Raw genomic sequence first — 18,878 nt, 5'->3', positions numbered from 1 at the left:
CCTTACTCACGCCAGAATGTTGGGGTAAACAGCACCAGCAGCGTAAAGACCTCAAGACGCCCAAACAGCATATTGGCGATTAAGATCCACTTCGCCACCGGGTTCATACTGGCGAAGTTATCCGCCACGACGCCCAGCCCCGGCCCCAGGTTGTTTAACGTTGCCACCACAGAGGCGAAGGCAGAAAAATCATCCACGCCCGTGGCGATTATCGCCAGCATACTGACAATAAAGACCAGTGCATAAGCGGAGAAGAATCCCCACACCGCTTCGAGGATGCGTTCCGGCAGCGCGCGGTTCCCCAGCTTAATACTGTAAACCGCATTCGGGTGGACCAGACGTTTCAGCTCACGGTTCCCCTGCTTGAACAGCAGCAGAATACGGATCACCTTCAGACCGCCGCCCGTTGACCCGGCACAGCCGCCGATAAACGCAGAGCACAACAGCAGCACCGGCAGGAACAGCGGCCAACGCGCAATACTGTCCGTGGTGAAACCGGCGGTTGTTGCCATCGATACCACCTGGAAGAAGGCCTGGTTCAGGGTCGTGACCGCCGAGTTATAAACATCGTGGAACCACAGTACCAGGGTACAGATGATCACCAGAGTCAGCTGGACGCCAATAAACATCCGGAATTCCGGGTCGCGCCAGTACACCTTCAGGCTCCGTCCGCTAAGCAACGAGAAGTGTAGACCGTAGTTACAGCCTGAGATCAGCAAAAAGATGGCAATGATGGTATTGATTGTCGGGCTGTCGAAGTAGCCGACGCTGGCATCGTGGGTGGAGAACCCGCCGATAGCAATAGTCGCAAAGCTGTGCCCGATGGCATCAAACGCAGGCATCCCGGCAAACCACAGCGCCAGCGCGCAGGCCACCGTCAGCAGGACATAGATAAGCCACAGGGTTTTCGCCGTCTCCGCAATACGCGGGCGCATTTTGTTATCTTTCAGCGGGCCGGGCATCTCCGCCCGGTAAAGCTGCATCCCCCCGACGCCCAGAATCGGCAGGATAGCCACCGCCAGGACAATGATCCCCATACCGCCGAACCACTGAAGCATCTGCCGGTAAAAGAGAATCGCATGCGGGAGCGAATCCAGCCCCACAAGCGTGGTGGCCCCGGTGGTCGTTAATCCGGAGAACGATTCAAAAAACGCATCCGTGACGGTGAGATTCGGTTGTTCGGAGAAGATAAACGGCAGCGCACCCACGCTTCCCAGTACCGTCCAGAACAGGACCACAATCAGAAACCCCTCCCGGGATTTCAGTTCACCTTTCTCACGGCGGTTTGGCCACCACAGCAGGGAGCCAATCGTCAGCGCGACAAAAAAGGTTTGGGTAAATGCACGCCCCGCGCCGTCCCGGTAGATGAGCGCCACCAGTCCGGGAATGATCATTGTCCCGGAGAAAAGTATGACCAGCAATCCAACGATTCGGGTAATGGCACGAAAATGCATCTCTGCCGCTTCCTTAGGTATTCAAAATTGTGAGGTGGGGATTATTCTTCAATCGGCAGTAATTGCAATGAACCGCGACTAAAATCAGCGAGTTTTGCTGAAAAAGCAGCCAGTTCCGCCTGAGGAAGCGCCACGCGTAATTGCACCATTGCCTGATAATCACTGTGTGCGATGACACCGTTAAACTGTTTAAGCAGTGCTTCGATACCCGATAGCTGGGCGTAATCGCATAACAAAGTATATTCCGTAAGTGGCGTTTTGCGGGTTGTTATCAGAAGATTAAGCGCCTGCTGGACACCACCTCCGTAGGCTTTGACCAGCCCTCCGGTGCCTAACAAAATGCCCCCGTAGTAGCGGACCACGACGGCGGTGATTTCACCCACGCCGCTGCCCATCAACTGGGAGAGCATCGGTTTTCCGGCCGTACCCGCCGGTTCACCGTCGTCAGAAAACCCGAGCTGCTGTGAGTCGTCTGGCGGCCCTGCGACCCACGCCACACAGTGATGGCGGGCATCCGGGTGCTGCGCGCGGACGGACTCGACGAACGCCTTCGCCGCCTCCACGCCGTCGGTATGCGCCAACAGCGTGATAAAGCGGCTTTTTTTGATTTCCTCAACAAAGGTGACCGGCTCGGCCGGTATCAGCCAGCTTTCCATCAGGCCAGCTTCAAATCTCGCGTCATGTTCTCAATGCTGTTCTCGTGAATAACCACGTTATCCTCGATACGAATGCCGCCATAAGGCTTCAGCGCTTCAATTTTCTCCCAGTTGAAGTGCTTGCTGAATTGCCCTTCGCGCCACGGCGCCAGCAGGGATTCAATAAAGTAGATGCCCGGCTCGATGGTCAATACCATACGCGGCGCCAGAACGCGGGTGCAGCGCAGATAAGGATATTTAGACGGTGCCGCCAGGTGCGTGCCGGTATCATCCTGCATAAAGCCCGCGACGTCATGAACCTGCAAACCCAGCGGGTGGCCGATACCATGCGGCATAAATGGCCCGGTCAAATCGTTCTCAACCATCGCCTCTTCGCTCATGTCTTTGATAATCTGATGCTTACGCAGCAGTTTAGCGATGCGCTGATGGAACTGGATGTGATAATCCACGTAGCTGGTTCCGGCCTTCATGGTGCCAATCAGCGCCAGCTGTTCGTCGTTCACGTCTTTAATCAATTGCGCAAAATCGGTATCCGCATTCGCCGCCCAGGTACGGGTCAGGTCTGCCGCATAACCATTGTACTCAGCCCCCGCGTCCAGCAGGAAGCTACGCATCTCAGCCGGAACCTGATGATCCAGTTTGGTGTAGTGCAGAACCGAGGCATGTTCATTCAGCGCCACGATGTTGCTGTACGGCACGTCGGTATCGCGGTGGCCGGTCGCCGTCAGGTAAGCCTGATTGATATCGAACTCGCTCATACCGGACTGGAACGCTTCGTGCGCCGCACGGTGGCCATTCACCGCCGTTTTTTGCGCTTCACGCATGCAGTAAAGTTCGTAGTCGGTCTTGTAGGCGCGATAGTAGTGCAGATAATCCAGCACGCCTTTCGGGTTGAGTTTATCTGCCGGAATATCCAGACCCAGCGCGCGCTCAGGAACCGGACCAATGTAGCCGATGTTGCCGCGCGCCGCTGGCAGCTGGCTGCCTATGCCGTCTGCTTTTGGCAGCGCAATCACGTCAATTTCTTCGGTCCAGAATGAGGTCGGCAGCGGCTCCACGTTGTGCCAGTAATCGACCGGCAGGTAGAACCACAGTTTCGGCTTGTTCACGCCATCCACCAGCAGCCAGCAATTTGGAACCTGCGTGACAGGCACCCAGGCTTTAAACTGCGGGTTAACCTTGAAGGGATAAGCATGGTCATCAAGAAAAGTATTCATCAGCTCGCCGGAGTGGATCAGCAGGGCATCCAGCTTGAAGCGGGCCAGTACATCGCGGGTACGTTCCTGTAGGGTAACGATATGATTTTTATAAAGCGAAGCCAGTGAGTCCATCATTCTTCCTTTCGTTTTTTTGACCTCAAGTCATCGCATCTTAGCACACCTCACTCCGGCTGCGTGATTTCCACCGACCGTGATCAGCGCAGCAATTTCTTAATGACTAATTTGCATTTTATTAACATAAATTCCACACTCCGTTTCATCTGGTATGACCAGATCCAATTGCTGGATTCAGGAGACCGACATGCTCTACAAAGGCGACACCCTGTACGTAGACTGGCTGGAAGATGGCATTGCCGAACTGGTGTTCGATGCCCCCGGCTCAGTGAATAAGCTTGATACCGCGACGGTGGCCAGTCTTGGCCAGGCGCTGGATGTACTTGAAAAGCAATCAGATTTAAAAGGGCTGCTGCTGCGCTCCAACAAAGCGGCCTTTATCGTTGGCGCGGATATCACCGAATTCCTGTCGCTGTTCCTGGTGCCCGAAGAACAGCTGAGCCAGTGGCTGCACTTCGCGAACAGCGTCTTTAATCGTCTGGAAGATCTGCCTGTCCCGACCCTTTCTGCCGTCAACGGTTACGCGCTGGGCGGCGGCTGCGAATGCGTGTTAGCCACTGATTACCGTCTGGCGACCCCGGACCTGCGTATCGGCCTGCCGGAAACCAAGCTGGGCATCATGCCGGGCTTTGGCGGCTCCGTCCGTATGCCGCGCATGCTGGGCGCCGACAGCGCGCTGGAGATCATTGCCGCGGGTAAAGACGTCGGCGCAGAACAGGCGCAGAAAATTGGCCTGGTCGACGGCGTTGTAAAGCCTGAGAAGCTTGTTGAAGGCGCACTCGCCATTCTGCGTCAGGCCATTAACGGCGACCTCGACTGGAAAGCCAAACGTCAGCCGAAGCTGGAGCCGTTGAAGCTCAGCAAAATTGAAGCCACCATGAGCTTCACCATCGCCAAAGGCATGGTGATGCAGACGGCGGGTAAACACTACCCGGCGCCGATCACGGCGGTGAAAACCATTGAAGCGGCAGCCCGTCTGGGCCGTGATGACGCCCTGAAGCTGGAAAACCAGAGCTTTGTCCCGCTGGCGCACACCAACGAAGCCCGCGCGCTGGTTGGTATCTTCCTTAACGATCAGTTTGTGAAGGGCAAAGCCAAACAACTCACCAAAAACGTTGAAACGCCAAAACACGCGGCGGTACTCGGCGCGGGCATTATGGGGGGCGGCATCGCCTACCAGTCTGCCTGGAAAGGCGTGCCGGTGGTGATGAAGGACATCAACGAGAAATCCCTGACGCTGGGCATGACCGAAGCGGCCAAGCTGCTGAATAAACAGCTTGAGCGCGGCAAAATTGATGGTCTGAAGCTTGCAGGCGTGATCTCCACCATCCAGCCAGTGCTGGAATACAGCGGTTTCGACCGTGTGGACGTGGTGGTTGAAGCGGTCGTCGAGAACCCGAAAGTGAAAAAAGCGGTGCTGGCCGAAACCGAAGACAAGGTGCGTCCGGAAACCGTGCTGGCCTCTAACACCTCCACCATTCCTATCAGCGAACTGGCGAGCGTGCTGAAGCGTCCGGAAAACTTCTGCGGGATGCACTTCTTTAACCCGGTGCACCGCATGCCGCTGGTCGAAGTGATCCGTGGGGAGAAAACCTCCGACGAAACCATCGCCAAAGTGGTGGCGTGGGCGAGCAAGATGGGCAAAACGCCGATCGTCGTTAACGACTGCCCGGGCTTCTTCGTTAACCGCGTGTTGTTCCCTTACTTCGCCGGCTTCAGCCAGCTGCTGCGCGACGGCGCAGACTTCCGCAAAATCGATAAAGTGATGGAAAAACAGTTCGGCTGGCCGATGGGCCCGGCGTATCTGCTGGACGTTGTCGGCATCGATACTGCCCATCACGCGCAGGCGGTGATGGCGGCGGGCTTCCCGCAGCGCATGCAGAAAGACTATCGCGACGCCATTGACGCCCTGTTCGACGCCAATCGCTTTGGTCAGAAAAACGGTCTGGGCTTCTGGCGCTATAAAGAAGACAGCAAAGGCAAACCGAAAAAAGAAGAAGATGCGGCGGTGGATGGCCTGCTGGCCGACGTCAGTCAGCCGAAACGCGACTTCACTGACGACGAGATCATCGCCCGGATGATGATCCCGATGATCAACGAAGTGGTGCGCTGCCTCGAAGAAGGCATTATCGCCAGCCCGGCAGAAGCGGATATGGCGCTGGTGTACGGCCTCGGCTTCCCTCCGTTCCACGGCGGCGCGTTCCGCTGGCTGGATACGCTCGGCAGCGCTCGCTATCTCGATATGGCTCAGCAGTACCAGCACCTCGGCCCGCTTTATGAGGTGCCGGAAGGTCTGCGTAACAAAGCGCGTCATAACGAACCCTACTACCCAGCAGTTGAGCCAGCCCGTCCGGTTGGCACGCTGAAAACGGCTTAAGGAGTCACAATGGAAAAGGTTGTCATTGTTGATGCGATTCGCACCCCGATGGGCCGTTCAAAAGGCGGTGCGTTCCGTAACGTGCGCGCGGAAGACCTCTCCGCGCACCTGATGCGTAGCCTGCTGGCGCGTAACCCGGCGCTGGACCCTGCTGCGCTGGACGATATCTACTGGGGCTGCGTCCAGCAGACGCTGGAGCAGGGCTTCAACATTGCCCGTAACGCGTCTCTGCTGGCGGAGATCCCGCATTCGGTTCCGGCGGTCACCGTCAACCGTCTTTGCGGTTCGTCGATGCAGGCGCTGCACGACGCGGCGCGGATGATCATGACCGGCGATGCGCAGGCCTGTCTGGTGGGCGGCGTGGAGCACATGGGCCACGTGCCGATGAGCCACGGGGTCGATTTCCATCCAGGTATGAGCCGCAACGTGGCGAAAGCCGCCGGTATGATGGGCCTGACCGCCGAGATGCTCTCCCGTCTGCACGGCATCAGCCGTGAGATGCAGGATGCCTTTGCCGCTCGCTCGCATGCCCGCGCCTGGGCCGCCACGCAGTCTGGTGCCTTTAAGAATGAGATCATCCCGACCGGCGGTCACGACGCAGACGGCGTACTGAAGCAGTTCAGCTATGACGAAGTCATCCGCCCGGAAACCACCGTTGAAGCGCTTTCTACCCTGCGTCCGGCGTTTGATCCGGTCACCGGCACGGTAACGGCGGGCACCTCGTCTGCCCTGTCCGACGGTGCCGCCGCGATGCTGGTGATGAGCGAAAGCCGCGCCCGCGAATTAGGCCTGACGCCACGCGCCCGCGTGCGTTCGATGGCGGTCGTGGGCTGCGATCCATCCATCATGGGCTACGGTCCGGTTCCGGCGTCAAAACTGGCGCTGAAAAAAGCGGGGCTGAGCGCAAGTGATATCGACCTCTTTGAGATGAACGAAGCGTTCGCCGCGCAGATCCTGCCGTGCATTAAGGATCTGGGGCTGATGGATCAGATCGACGAGAAGATTAACCTCAACGGCGGCGCGATCGCCCTCGGACACCCGCTGGGCTGTTCCGGGGCGCGTATCAGTACCACGCTGATTAACCTGATGGAACGCAAAGATGCCCAGTTTGGTCTGGCAACGATGTGTATCGGGTTGGGTCAGGGGATCGCGACAGTGTTTGAGAGGGTGTAAATTAATTGAGAGAGTGTAAATAAGGAAAAGTATCTCAAAGCCAATGACGTCAGAACAAGGCGGCAAGCGAGCGAATCCCGATGAGCTTACATTAGTAAGTGATTCGGGTGAACGAGCGCAGCCAACGCAGTTATGGCGCCATTGGCGAAGAGAGACAGTTTAGTTGCCGTTCTTCCCGCCTGTCAGGGGCGGGTTTTTTACGTTATTGCAGCAGCGAAATATCCGCCACGCGCAGGAACAGCTCACGCAGTTTCTCAAGCATCGAGAGACGGTTAATCCGCAGCTCTTTATCTTCCACGTTCACCATCACCTTCTCGAAGAAGGCGTCGATGACGTCACGCAGCTCCGCCAGCTCCACCAGCGCTTCCTGGTAGCGACCTTCCGCGAAATACGGCTCCAGCTTGTCGCGCAGCACCACAACCTGCATCGCCAGAGAAATCTCTTCCGGCTCTTTCAGGGTTGCAGCGTTTACGCGATCGTTCAGCGTCTCGTCGGATTTCGCGAGGATGTTGGATACGCGCTTGTTAGCCGCGGCCAGCGCAGACGCCGCTTCCAGCGTACGGAAGTGGGATACCGCTTTCATACGCGCATCGAAATCTGCCGGACGGGTCGGACGACGCGCCAGCACCGCCTGAATGGTATCAACGGAGTAACCTTCGTCCTGATACCACGCGCGGAAACGACCGAGCATAAAGTCGATAACATCATCCACAACCTTCGCGTTGGTCAGCTTATCGCCGTACAGACGTACCGCTTCTTCGGTTAGCGTTTGCAGATCGAGGTTCAGGTTCTTCTCAACGATGATTCGCAGCACGCCCAGCGCAGCACGACGCAGCGCAAACGGGTCTTTGTCGCCTTTTGGATGCTGGCCGATACCGAAGATACCCGCCAGGGTGTCCATCTTATCGGCAATCGCCACGGCGCAGGCAACCGGATTGGACGGCAGATCGTCACCGGCAAAGCGCGGCTGATACTGCTCGTTCAGGGCTACCGCCACGTCTTCCGCTTCGCCATCGTGACGCGCGTAGTGCATACCCATCACGCCCTGGGTGTCGGTAAATTCGAACACCATGTTGGTCATCAGGTCGCACTTGGAGAGCAGGCCCGCACGGGTAGCGTGGTTAACGTCGGCGCCAATTTCACGGGCAATCCAGCCGGACAGCTCCGCGATACGGTCGGTTTTGTCGCGCAGCGTACCCAGCTGCTGCTGGAACAGTACAGTTTGCAGACGCGGCAGGTTATCTTCCAGACGTTTTTTACGGTCGGTGTTGAAGAAGAACTCGGCATCCGCCAGACGCGGACGCACCACTTTCTCGTTACCGGAGATAATCTGGCTCGGATCTTTCGATTCGATGTTCGCTACGAAGATGAAGTTTGGCAGCAGCTTGCCGTCGTTGGCGTAAACCGGGAAGTACTTCTGGTCACCCTTCATGGTGTAAACCAGCGCTTCTGCCGGAACGGCCAGGAATTTCTCTTCGAATTTCGCGGTCAGTACAACCGGCCATTCGACCAGCGAGGTCACCTCTTCCAGCAGGCTGTCGCTCAGGTCAGCGTTTCCGCCAATCTTGCGCGCCGCTTCTTCTGCGTCCGCTTTAATTTTGGCTTTACGCTGTTCGTAGTCGGCAATCACTTTACCGCGTTCCAGCAGGATCTGTGGATACTGGTCGGCATTGTCGATGGTGAACTCCGGCTCGCCCATAAAGCGATGGCCGCGGATCACGCGATCGGACGCCACGCCCAGAATGGTCGCCGGGATAACGGTATCGCCCAGCAGCAGGGTCACGGTGTGAACCGGACGCACAAAGTGAACGTCGGACGCGCCCCAGCGCATCAGCTTAGGGATTGGCAATTTTGCCAGCGAGGTCGCGATCATGTCAGGCAGCAGCGCTTCGGCGCTTTCGCCTTTCACATGGGCACGATACAGCAGCCATTCACCTTTGTCGGTGGTCAGACGCTCGGCCTGATCAACGGTGATGCCGCAGCCGCGCGCCCAGCCTTCTGCCGCTTTGCTCGGCTTGCCTTCCGCGTCGAACGCCTGAGCAATGGCCGGGCCACGTTTTTCAACTTCGCGATCCGGCTGGGACGCCGCCAGGTTTGCCACTTTCAGCGCCAGACGACGCGGCGCAGCAAACCACTCAATTTTACCGTGCGCCAGGCCAGCGTTATCCAGCTCAGCAGTGACGTTCGCAGCAAAAGATTCAGCCAGGCTGCGCAGGGCTTTTGGTGGCAGCTCTTCAGTGCCGATTTCCACCAGGAAAGTTTTCTCAGACATGGCCGCCTCTTATTTGTTTCGGTTGCACATCGGGAAGCCAAGGGCTTCACGGGACGCGTAGTAAGCTTCTGCAACGGCTTTGGTCAGGGTACGAATACGCAGAATGTAGCGCTGACGTTCAGTCACGGAGATCGCTTTGCGGGCATCCAGCAGGTTGAAGCTGTGGGCAGCCTTCAGAATACGCTCGTAGGCAGGCAGCGGCAGCGGAGTCTCCAGCGCCAGCAGCTGCTGGGCTTCTTTCTCGTACTGCTCGAAGCAGGTGAACAGGAAGTCCACGTCCGCGTATTCGAAGTTATAGGTGGATTGCTCCACTTCGTTCTGATGGAACACGTCGCCGTAGGTGGTTTTACCCAGCGGGCCGTCGCTCCAGACCAGGTCGTAAACGCTGTCTACGCCCTGAATGTACATGGCCAGACGTTCCAGACCATAGGTGATTTCGCCGGTAATCGGTTTACATTCCAGACCACCAACCTGCTGGAAGTATGTGAACTGGGTCACTTCCATGCCGTTCAGCCACACTTCCCAACCCAGACCCCAGGCACCCAGCGTTGGGTTTTCCCAGTTATCTTCCACGAAACGAATGTCGTGAATGGTTGGATCCATACCCAGCTCTTTCAGTGACCCGAGGTACAGTTCCTGAATGTTGTCGGGTGATGGCTTAATCACCACCTGGAACTGATAGTAGTGCTGCAAACGGTTCGGGTTTTCGCCATAACGGCCATCGGTCGGACGACGGGATGGCTGCACATAGGCGGTCGCCATTGGCTCTGGCCCTAACGCGCGCAGGCTGGTCATCGGGTGTGAGGTGCCTGCGCCAACTTCCATGTCCAAAGGTTGAACAATGGTGCAGCCCTGACGAGCCCAGTAATCCTGTAAGGTCAGGATCAGGCCCTGGAAGGTCTTGGTATCAAACTTTTGCATAGTATTTCGTGCTGGATACGTGTGGTTTTAAATGGAAGGGATCAGTATACCCGCTGGCTGCAAGATATACAGTACGAAACGGGGTTGTTTAGGGAAAATTGGGGAATAAGCCCTACAGCCAGAACCTGCGAAGGCTCTGGTTGCTGCTTATACGAGCAATTTAACGCATTGAGAGATGTAAAAACTGGCCGTCTGCATCAAAAGAGCAGACAAAGCCCTCTTTACGCGCCGTATAGCCTTTCAGTTCATAGCTGCCCTGAAAGCGCTCGAAGCCGTTTATATGAATTTTCTGTGCTTCAGAATTATAGCGGTGAGCCGCCTGATCCCTGCACAGCTGTTCCATATTCAGGGAACGCTCCGGGCTCATTTTCCCCTGCTGCGCTTTTTGGACAGGTATCTCCTCAGAAGCACTGCATCCTGTTAATAAGAGCAGCAGAAAGAGTGACACCCCACGCTTCATCATCATTTTTATTACCGCCCTGGTCAGTGGCTGTTATTTTTAGTAGCAACACGTTTATAGATTAAAGTCCGTCATTCTGCGAATCTCGCCAGCTCCCTACAAGTTAGCCTGGCTAAACTCAGAATTTTCCAAGGGAAAAGTTTTACGCAATCGCAGTCACACTTTCTTTATCAGGAATACAGAGGAACTGATGCAGTCAAAAATTAACTGGATTGATAACCTGCGGGGAATAGCCTGTCTGATGGTGGTGATGATCCACACAACGACCTGGTATGTCACGAACGCGCACAGTATCAGCCCTGTTAACTGGGATGTCGCCAATGTTCTGAACTCGGCCTCCCGCGTGAGCGTCCCGCTGTTCTTTATGATTTCCGGTTTTCTCTTTTTTGGCGAGCGTAGTGCACAGCCGAGACATTTCATCCGTATTGTCTCCTGTCTGCTGTTTTACAGCGCGATTTCGCTGCTCTATATCGTCCTGTTCACTTCAATTAACGCTGAACGTTCCCTGCTCAACTTGTTGCAAAAACCGGTGTTCTATCATCTATGGTTTTTCTTCGCGATAATCGTTATTTATCTTGTTTCACCGTTAATTCAGGTAAAAAACGTCAACGGTAAAATGCTGCTGGCGCTGATGGTGGTCATCGGGATCGTGGCCAACCCGAATACCGTCTCACAGAAAATTGATGGCTTTGAATGGCTGCCCGTTAACCTCTATATCACCGGGGATACGTTTTATTACGTGCTGTACGGCATGCTGGGGCGCGCCATTGGCATGATGGAGACGCAAAAGCGAGGAATAAACTGGCTATGCGCGGCCGCGTTTCTCGTCGGTGTGTTTATTATCTCTCGCGGGACGCTGCATGAGCTGCAATGGCGCGGCAACTTTGCCGATACCTGGTATCTGTACTGCGGCCCGATGGTCTTTATCTGCGCGCTCTCTCTGCTGACGCTGGTTAAAAACACCCTGAATGCCCGCCCGCTTCCGGTACTGGGGTTTATCTCTCGCCACTCGCTGGGCATTTACGGTTTTCACGCGCTGGTGATCCACGCCCTGCGCACCCGTGGCGTTGAGCTTAAAAGCTGGCCGGTGCTGGATATTGTCTGGATATTTACCGTTACGCTGGTTGTCAGCCTGCTGCTGTCAATGTTGCTGCAAAGAATCGATACGCGCCGGTTTGTGAGCTAACCCGGTTGAAGGCTGGCAGGCCGGGTAAGCGTTAGCGCCACCCGGCTCCTGTTTATGACATTAGCGGCAAAAGCTGCCGATAAATTTTGCGGAACACGTCTCGTCTTTCAGCATAGCGAGCATGATTTTTCGCATCAGGACGATGCTGCTGTTCAAGCGACAGCTGGGGCAAAAGCTGGGGCAGTGGTTTATCCCGGTTCAGCGCAATTTGCGCCAGCCGTGCCGCACCGAGCGCCGGGCCGACATCGCCTCCCGTACGATAGTCCAGCTGCAACCCGCTGATATCGGAAAGCATTTGCCGCCAGTAGCTGCTTCGCGCACCGCCGCCAATTAACGTAATGCTGGATGGCGTAAGTCCACAGTCATGCACGACATCCATTCCGTCCGCCAGAGCATAGCCAACGCCTTCAAGCACCGCGCGCGCCAGCTCTGCCGGGCCGTGCTGATGGGTAAGACCGAAGAACACCCCTTTCGCTTCCGGGTTGTTATGAGGCGTCCGCTCGCCGGAAAGGTACGGTAAAAACCAGACCGCACCGGCATTATCATCCGCCTGCTGTGCCGCTGCGATAAGCGCCGGGACGTCCGCCATTCCGGTTAGTTTTGCCGCCCAGTCGAGGCAGGAAGCCGCGCTCAGCATCACCGACATTAAATGCCATTTACCCGGCAACGCGTGGCAGAAGCTGTGTACGGCGCTTCCAGGATTGCTACGATACCCGTCACTGACGGCAAAATAGACACCGGAAGTGCCGAGCGAGAGCATGGCCTGTCCTGCCTCGACCATCCCCACGCCGACCGCCCCCGCCGCATTATCGCCGCCGCCAGCGACGACAGGTACGGCTGGCATATTCCAGCGTTCAGCAACAGAAGGCTGCAAAGCGCCCGTGATTTCGCTGCCTTCAAACAGCGCAGGCATATGATCGCGCGTCAGCTGGCAGGCATCCAGCATCGCCTCGCTCCAGTCCCGTTTCGCCACGTCGAGCCACATCGTGCCCGCGGCGTCAGACATGTCGCTGGCAAAATCCCCCGTCATGCGAAAACGCAGGTAGTCTTTCGGCAACAGAACCTTCGCCACCTGGCGAAAAATATCAGGCTCATGGCGCTGCACCCACAGGAGTTTTGGCGCGGTAAAACCGGGCATCATCAGGTTGCCCGTAATCTCGCGGGACGCAGGCACACGTTCCTCAAGGATCGCGCACTCTTCCGCACAGCGGCCATCGTTCCAGAGAATAGCCGGGCGCAGAACGCGATGCTGGCTATCCAGCAACGTTGCGCCATGCATTTGTCCGGCGATGCCCAGCGCTTTAACGTCGCGCAGGCTGTGCTGCTCGCCTAAGGCTGTCATCGCGCGGTCCGTCGCCTGCCACCACTGCTCCGGATCTTGTTCCGACCAAAGCGGATGCGGGCGTGAAACCTGCAACTTTTCAGTCTGCGTGGCTAACACATCGCCCTGCTCGCTTAACAGGATGGCTTTCACCCCCGACGTGCCAAGATCGATCCCGATATACATGTGGTGACTCCTTTGACAGAAATGCCCGGTGGCGCAGCGCTTACCGGGCATGAATGCTGTTATTTATCGAACAGGTAGTGATTGACCAGGTTTTCCAGCAGCTCCTGATGGCCGCTCTGATGCTGCGGCGCAAGCTGATGCTGTTCAGCGTACTTCGCGATCTCCGCAAGCGATAACTGACCTTTCAAAATTTGCTGGCCCAGCTCACTGTTCCAGCCGCTGTAGCGCTTCGCCACGCGCTTATCCAGCTCACCGTCTTCAATCATACGGGCTGCCACTTTCAGCGCCAGCGCCATGGTGTCCATCGCGCCAATATGCCCGTAGAACAGATCGTATTTGTCGGTGCTCTGGCGACGCACTTTGGCGTCGAAGTTCAGGCCGCCGGTGGTGAAACCGCCCGCTTTGATGATCTCGTACATCACCAGCGCATTCTCTTCCACGCTGTTCGGGAACTGGTCGGTATCCCAGCCCAGCTGTGGATCGCCACGGTTAGCATCGACAGAGCCGAAGATGCCCAGCGCAATCGCAGAGGCAATTTCGTGATGGAACGAGTGGCCCGCCAGGGTAGCGTGGTTAGCCTCAATATTCACTTTGATCTCTTTTTCCAGACCAAACTGCTTCAGGAAGCCATACACGGTGGCGACATCATAATCATACTGATGCTTGGTTGGCTCCTGTGGTTTTGGCTCAATCAGCAGCGTGCCGCGGAAACCGATTTTGTGTTTGTGGTCCACCACCATCTGCATAAAGCGACCAATCTGCTCACGCTCCTGACGCAGGTCGGTATTCAGCAGCGTTTCATATCCTTCACGACCGCCCCAGAGTACATAGTTCTCACCGCCCAGCTGATGCGTGGCGTTCATCGCAGTCACGACCTGGGTTGCCGCCCAGCTGAAGACTTCCGGATCCGGGTTGGTTGCCGCGCCCGCGCCATAGCGAGGGTTGGTAAAGCAGTTAGCCGTACCCCAGAGCAGCTTGACGCCACTTTGCTGCTGTTTTTCAGCCAGTACGTCGACCATCTGCGCGAAGTTGTTCAGATACTCTTTCAGCGATGCCCCTTCCGGCGACACATCCACATCGTGGAAACAGTAGTACGGCACGTTCAGCTTATGGAAGAACTCGAACGCGACGTCGGCTTTACGCTTCGCCAGCTCAATGGCCTCGCCCGGCTGTTGCCATGGACGGTCAAAAGAGCCCACGCCGAACATATCGGCACCGTTCCAGCAGAAGGTGTGCCAGTAGCAGGCGGCAAAGCGCAAGTGATCTTCCATGCGCTTACCCAGCACCAGCTCATCCGGGTTGTAGTGACGAAATGCTAAAGGATTGGTCGTTTTCGTGCCTTCGAAACGAACGCGATCGAGTTGGTCGAAATAAGCTTGCATATTGAGCTCCATAATCAGGGTATGCGGCGTGGTCTTGCTTCTGGAGTAATAGTGAATAGACATTGGAGGTTGCTCAATTACGTTATTTCACACTGCTATTGAGAGAATGCGCAATTGTGCGCTGGCTCGCAAAATAATGTGCAGACAAACTATTTTTCGGCGCGCATTCCAGAATCAAATGTAATTAATAGGTTACGCTTTTTAAAATCCGATCGCGGTCATAAATTCAGAAATAAACCAAATATCGTAATGAGAAGATAAAAATCTGTAATTGCCAGCAGGCCTTTCCACGTTAAAAATTTGCTGCGTCTCAGCAGTGAATGTTTCTTTTATCTCAGCTACACATACCCCTACAAAAAGGCCTAATAATTATGAAGATAAAGAACCTGACCCTAACGCTCTGCACTACTCTCCTGCTTGCAAGCTTTGCCGGCCACGCCAAAGAGGTCAAAATCGGCATGGCGATTGATGACTTACGCCTGGAGCGCTGGCAAAAAGATCGCGATATCTTTGTTAAAAAAGCGGAATCTCTCGGCGCGGAGGTGTTCGTTCAGTCCGCTAACGGCAACGAAGAGACGCAAATGTCGCAAATCGAGAATATGATCAACCGTGGCGTCGATGTGCTGGTCATTATCCCGTATAACGGCCAGGTATTAAGCAACGTGGTGAAAGAAGCGAAACAGGAAGGCATAAAAGTCCTGGCTTATGACCGCATGATTAATAATGCCGACATTGATTATTATATTTCGTTCGACAATGAAAAGGTGGGCGAATTACAGGCTAAAAGCCTGGTCGCAAAAGTGCCTCAGGGGAATTATTTCCTGATGGGCGGCTCGCCCGTGGATAACAACGCCAAACTGTTCCGCCAGGGACAAATGAAAGTGCTGAAGCCGTATATCGACGAGGGCAAAATTAAAGTCGTCGGCGACCAGTGGGCTGACGGCTGGTTACCGGAAAACGCGCTGAAAATTATGGAAAACGCGTTGACTGCAAATAACAACAAAATCGATGCGGTGGTGGCCTCTAACGATGCCACTGCGGGTGGCGCCATTCAGGCGCTGAGCGCGCAGGGTCTGGCCGGGAAAGTCGCTATTTCCGGACAGGACGCCGACCTTGCGGGTGTAAAACGCATCATCGCGGGTACCCAGACCATGACGGTGTATAAGCCCATTACCGAGCTTGCCAATACGGCCGCCGAAATTGCCGTTGAGCTGGGCAATGGCCAGCAACCTAAAGCAGACGCGACGTTAAATAACGGCCTGAAAGACGTACCTGCTCGCCTGCTTACCCCTATCGAAGTCAACAAAGAGAATATTGACGCCACCGTGGTGAAAGACGGTTTCCATAAGAAGAGTGAACTGTAATCCAGCGCAGCCCCTGCCCGGCAGGGGCGCATCGACCTGCCCTGTACATCTGTCGGGCCATGCGGAGCAGTTATGTCTTATTTACTTGAAATGAAAAGCATTACCAAAGCCTTCGGGGCGGTGAAAGCAGTCGATAACGTAAGCCTGCGGCTGAATCCCGGCGAAGTGATGTCGCTGTGCGGCGAAAATGGCTCGGGAAAATCCACGCTGATGAAAGTGTTGTGCGGGATCTATCCGCACGGCAGCTACGAGGGCGAAATCGTCTTTGCCGGCGAGGTGCTCCAGGCCACGCACATTCGCGATACCGAACGTAAAGGCATCGCTATTATTCACCAGGAGCTGGCGCTGGTGAAGCACCTTACCGTGCTGGAAAATATTTTTCTCGGCGCCGAACTCTCACGCCACGGCGTACTGGATTACGACACCATGACGCTGCGCTGCGAAAAACTGCTGGCCCAGGTGAGCCTGGCTATCTCACCGGATACGCGCGTGGGCGACTTAGGTTTGGGCCAGCAGCAGCTGGTGGAGATCGCCAAGGCGCTGAACAAGCAGGTACGCCTGCTGATCCTCGACGAGCCAACCGCCTCACTCACCGAACAGGAAACCGCCGTTCTGCTCAATATCATCCGCGACCTGCAAAACTACGGTATCGCCTGCATCTATATTTCGCACAAGCTCAATGAGGTGAAAGCTATTTCCGACACCATCTGCGTCATCCGCGACGGGCAGCACATTGGCACGCGTGAAGCAGAAGGCATGAGCGAAGATGACATCATCACCATGATGGTGGGTCGCGAACTCACCGCACTGTATCCCAACGAACCACACACCATAGGCGAAGAACTCCTGCGCGTGGAAAACCTGACGGCGTGGCATCCCGTTAACCGCCACATCAAGCGCGTGGATAACCTCTCCTTCTCGCTGCACCGCGGCGAAATTCTCGGTATTGCGGGTTTAGTGGGTGCCGGAAGAACCGAGGCCGTGCAGTGTCTGTTTGGCGTCTGGCCGGGGCGCTGGGAAGGCAAAATTTATATCGACGGTCAGCCGGTAAAAATCGACAACTGCCAGCAGGCCATTGCCAAAGGCATTGCTATGGTGCCCGAAGACCGCAAAAAAGACGGCATCGTGCCGGTCATGGCGGTGGGAAAAAATATCACGCTGGCGGCGCTCAGCCAGTTTTCCGGCGCGCTGAGCAGCCTGGATGATGCCGCAGAACAGCAGTGTATTCTTCAGTCACTTGCCAGGCTCAAGGTGAAAACCTCCTCGCCGGAACTGGCGATAGGTCGCCTGAGCGGCGGCAACCAGCAGAAAGCGATTCTGGCGCGCTGCCTGTTGCTTAATCCGCGCATTTTAATTCTGGACGAACCCACGCGCGGGATCGATATCGGCGCGAAGTATGAAATCTACAAGCTGATCAACCAGCTTGTGCAGCAAGGGATTGCCGTCATTGTTATCTCGTCCGAATTGCCTGAAGTGCTGGGGCTGAGCGACCGCGTGCTGGTCATGCATGAAGGGAAACTCAAAGCCAACCTGAACAACCAGAACCTGACGCAAGAGCAGGTGATGGAAGCTGCCTTAAGGAGCGAACGCCATGTCGAAAAGCAACCCGTCTGATATCAAAGTCGCTGTTCCGACGCCCGGTGCGTTCGCAGGACTTAAATCGCTGAATCTGCAAGTTTTTGTAATGATTGCCGCCATTATCGTGATCATGTTGTTCTTTACCTGGATGACCGATGGCTCCTATTTGAGCGCACGTAACGTTTCTAACCTGCTGCGTCAGACCGCCATCACCGGGATCCTGGCGGTGGGGATGGTCTTTGTGATTATCTCAGCGGAAATTGACCTGTCAGTAGGGTCGATGATGGGTCTGCTCGGCGGCGTGGCGGCAATTTTTGACGTCTGGCTCGGCTGGCCGCTGCCGCTGACGATTGCGGTCACGCTGGTACTGGGTCTGCTGCTGGGGGCGTGGAATGGCTGGTGGGTGGCCTACCGTAAGGTCCCGTCGTTTATCGTCACCTTAGCGGGGATGCTGGCCTTCCGCGGCATTCTGATTGGGATCACCAACGGCACTACCGTCTCCCCGACCAGCGCCTCGATGTCCCAGATTGGCCAAAGCTACCTCTCTGATGGCGTCGGTTTTACGATCGGCGTGGTTGGGCTGATGGCGTTTGTCGCGTGGCAATGGCGAGGACGCATGCGTCGCCAGGCGCTGGGGCTGGCCTCGCCTGCTTCAACCTCGGTTGTCGGCCGTCAGGCGCTTACTGCGGTGATTGTACTGGGCGCCATCTGGCTGTTAAACGATTATCGCGGCGTCCCAACGCCCGTTCTGCTGCTGGCGCTGTTGCTGTTAGGTGGGATGTTTATGGCCACGCGTACCGCATTCGGTCGCCGTATTTATGCCATCGGTGGCAATCTTGAAGCCGCGCGTTTGTCCGGCATTAACGTAGAACGCACCAAACTCGCCGTCTTTGCCATCAACGGCCTGATGGTGGCCATCGCGGGGCTGATCCTCAGCTCACGTTTGGGGGCGGGCTCCCCCTCTGCCGGTAATATTGCCGAGCTGGACGCCATCGCCGCCTGCGTGATTGGCGGGACCAGCCTCGCCGGGGGCATTGGCAGCGTGGCGGGGGCGGTGATGGGCGCATTTATTATGGCTTCGCTGGATAACGGGATGAGTATGATGGACGTGCCGACGTTTTGGCAGTATATCGTCAAGGGTGCCATTCTTTTGCTGGCAGTCTGGATGGACTCTGCCACCAAGCGGCGCGCCTGATAACAGTATCGTGACTAAT

Annotated in this window: 14 protein-coding genes; 6 read left to right on the top strand and 8 right to left on the bottom strand. The window is 56.1% G+C overall.

All coding sequences use genetic code 11. The features are described from left to right. Nucleotides 1–2: 2 nt before the first annotated feature. From trkH to pepQ, 3 genes are read right to left on the bottom strand one after another with little or no spacing between them, the layout of a single operon-like run. Nucleotides 3–1,454: a Trk system potassium transporter TrkH gene (trkH, locus tag CU081_RS05015; RefSeq protein WP_022649737.1), complete on the bottom strand. Its 1,452-nt coding sequence runs from the start codon at nt 1,452–1,454 to the stop codon at nt 3–5. Nucleotides 1,455–1,495: 41 nt separating this feature from the next. Continuing rightward, nucleotides 1,496–2,110: an IMPACT family protein gene (locus CU081_RS05010; protein WP_015572737.1), complete on the bottom strand. Its 615-nt coding sequence runs from the start codon at nt 2,108–2,110 to the stop codon at nt 1,496–1,498. Then, a complete protein-coding gene (gene pepQ / locus CU081_RS05005; RefSeq protein WP_003860124.1) occupies nt 2,110–3,441 on the bottom strand; it encodes a Xaa-Pro dipeptidase in 1,332 nt (443 codons plus the stop codon). Before pepQ ends, CU081_RS05010 begins: the two co-directional genes overlap by 1 nt. 190 nt (nt 3,442–3,631) lie before the next feature. On the opposite strand from pepQ, the gene fadB reads away from it, so the two are divergent. Then, the gene (fadB, locus tag CU081_RS04995) at nt 3,632–5,821 is read left to right on the top strand and encodes a fatty acid oxidation complex subunit alpha FadB (RefSeq protein WP_039269131.1); all 2,190 of its coding nucleotides are present in this window, start codon (nt 3,632–3,634) and stop codon (nt 5,819–5,821) included. Nucleotides 5,822–5,830: 9 nt separating this feature from the next. Then, the gene (gene fadA / locus CU081_RS04990) at nt 5,831–6,994 is read left to right on the top strand and encodes an acetyl-CoA C-acyltransferase FadA (protein WP_000416981.1); all 1,164 of its coding nucleotides are present in this window, start codon (nt 5,831–5,833) and stop codon (nt 6,992–6,994) included. 202 nt (nt 6,995–7,196) lie between these two features. Here the strand turns inward: fadA and glyS are convergent, their stop codons facing one another. From glyS to CU081_RS04970, 3 genes are all read right to left on the bottom strand, one after another. Further along, nucleotides 7,197–9,266: a glycine--tRNA ligase subunit beta gene (gene glyS, locus CU081_RS04980; protein ID WP_022652021.1), complete on the bottom strand. Its 2,070-nt coding sequence runs from the start codon at nt 9,264–9,266 to the stop codon at nt 7,197–7,199. 9 nt (nt 9,267–9,275) lie between these two features. Further along, nucleotides 9,276–10,187: a glycine--tRNA ligase subunit alpha gene (gene glyQ / locus CU081_RS04975; protein WP_003860141.1), complete on the bottom strand. Its 912-nt coding sequence runs from the start codon at nt 10,185–10,187 to the stop codon at nt 9,276–9,278. Between the two features lie 160 nt (nt 10,188–10,347). Further along, nucleotides 10,348–10,653, bottom strand: a complete 306-nt coding sequence (locus CU081_RS04970) for a YsaB family lipoprotein (protein ID WP_017693801.1) — start codon at nt 10,651–10,653, stop codon at nt 10,348–10,350. Between the two features lie 184 nt (nt 10,654–10,837). On the opposite strand from CU081_RS04970, the gene CU081_RS04965 reads away from it, so the two are divergent. Then, nucleotides 10,838–11,833 (top strand): acyltransferase, encoded by a 996-nt coding sequence (locus tag CU081_RS04965; protein WP_022652022.1) that lies wholly within the window; start codon nt 10,838–10,840, stop codon nt 11,831–11,833. A gap of 52 nt (nt 11,834–11,885) precedes the next feature. Here CU081_RS04965 and xylB read toward each other — a convergent pair whose 3' ends face one another. Next, on the bottom strand, nt 11,886–13,340 hold the full coding sequence (gene xylB, locus CU081_RS04960; RefSeq protein ID WP_022652023.1) for a xylulokinase: 1,455 nt from the start codon (nt 13,338–13,340) through the stop codon (nt 11,886–11,888). Between the two features lie 59 nt (nt 13,341–13,399). After that, nucleotides 13,400–14,722 carry a xylose isomerase gene (gene xylA / locus CU081_RS04955; RefSeq protein ID WP_026080557.1) on the bottom strand — a complete coding sequence of 441 codons (1,323 nt, stop codon included), beginning with the start codon at nt 14,720–14,722 and terminating at the stop codon, nt 13,400–13,402. Between the two features lie 371 nt (nt 14,723–15,093). On the opposite strand from xylA, the gene xylF reads away from it, so the two are divergent. From xylF to xylH, 3 genes are all read left to right on the top strand, one after another. After that, nucleotides 15,094–16,086 carry a D-xylose ABC transporter substrate-binding protein gene (gene xylF / locus CU081_RS04945; RefSeq protein WP_006808602.1) on the top strand — a complete coding sequence of 331 codons (993 nt, stop codon included), beginning with the start codon at nt 15,094–15,096 and terminating at the stop codon, nt 16,084–16,086. A 72-nt stretch (nt 16,087–16,158) separates the two neighbouring features. Further along, complete coding sequence (locus tag CU081_RS04940) at nt 16,159–17,700, top strand: xylose ABC transporter ATP-binding protein (RefSeq protein ID WP_022652024.1); 1,542 nt, start codon at nt 16,159–16,161, stop codon at nt 17,698–17,700. Next, nucleotides 17,678–18,859 carry a xylose ABC transporter permease XylH gene (gene xylH, locus CU081_RS04935; RefSeq protein ID WP_003860151.1) on the top strand — a complete coding sequence of 394 codons (1,182 nt, stop codon included), beginning with the start codon at nt 17,678–17,680 and terminating at the stop codon, nt 18,857–18,859. Before CU081_RS04940 ends, xylH begins: the two co-directional genes overlap by 23 nt. Nucleotides 18,860–18,878: the final 19 nt, after the last annotated feature.

This window comes from Enterobacter sp. CRENT-193 (genome assembly GCF_002787395.1).
Classification (GTDB): domain Bacteria; phylum Pseudomonadota; class Gammaproteobacteria; order Enterobacterales; family Enterobacteriaceae; genus Enterobacter; species Enterobacter hormaechei_C.
This window is presented reverse-complemented; position numbering and strand designations above follow the sequence as displayed.